The sequence below is a fragment of the Thiocapsa marina 5811 genome (assembly GCF_000223985.1).
Taxonomy (GTDB): domain Bacteria; phylum Pseudomonadota; class Gammaproteobacteria; order Chromatiales; family Chromatiaceae; genus Thiocapsa; species Thiocapsa marina.
The window spans coordinates 1-891 of sequence record NZ_AFWV01000054.1; the positions used below are offsets into that span (position 1 = coordinate 1).

1 pseudogene is annotated in these 891 nt (G+C 66.3%); it reads right to left on the reverse strand.

From position 1 onward, the window contains the following. Positions 1 to 513: 513 nt before the first annotated feature. A pseudogene (locus THIMADRAFT_RS27615) lies at positions 514 to 615 on the reverse strand (type II toxin-antitoxin system RelE/ParE family toxin); the annotation flags it as partial. Between the last annotated feature and the right edge of the window lie 276 nt (positions 616 to 891).

The window sequence follows — 891 nt, forward strand, 5'->3', positions numbered from 1 at the left end:
CGGCGTGCCGCAGGACGACCCATCAGCCAGTTCGATTGCCAGATTGCCGCCATCGCCCGTGCGCACGGGGCTGTCGTGGCCACCCGCAACGTCAACGATTTCGCGGGATGCGGCGTCGCAGTCATCGACCCGTGGCAGCATGCCGGGGCGACTGACCGCCATGGACAAACGAAGCCTCACCGAATGTGATCTCTGCACCGAGCGCGTTCTGCGCGCCCTCCAGCAGCCACCCGTTGGCCTTGAGCTGCCCCGGCTCCGGCTGAGCCTCTGTCCCCGCGAGGCATGAAGATCGGAGCGGGGCGAACCGGGGCACAGACAGGACGTTGCCAAGGAGCGAGTCCGTCCGGCCGCGCTAGATCCAAGGTGCCGCTGGTGGTTTTTTGCTTTTGATCGGTCCCGCGGCCGACGCGTTGGGTGATTTGGTGTGTGGTGGGCGATCTGATCTTACGGCTTCTCGCGAGAACAGACGGCACGAGGATTTTGGGAAACCGTGGTCCGTCCCTGGTTTTACTCTCAGTGGTCGTCGACGATCTCGACCTCGTAGGCGTCGCCGTTATGCCAGCGGAAGCAGACGCGCCATTGGTCGTTGATGCGGATGCTCCATTGTCCGTCCCTGGCCTATCCCCACAACCTGGATGCCAGGACGATGCGGACTGGGAGCGCCGGCTTTCCAGCCGGCTGCGCGCGCTCTGCAGCGCCGCCGTTGTGCCGCGCGAGCGCCGACACACTGCCCCGTCGCGAGCCGTGTCGCCCGGCCGGAGCAAACGCCGTCGGCGGGCCGGCTGGAAAGCCGGCGCTCCCAGTGGCCGCCGTGGCGCCGCATCCACGGTCGAGTAAGCAACGCACTGTTCTAGCGGCTTTTAATCCGGGGATACCTCAGGGTCCGTCCCC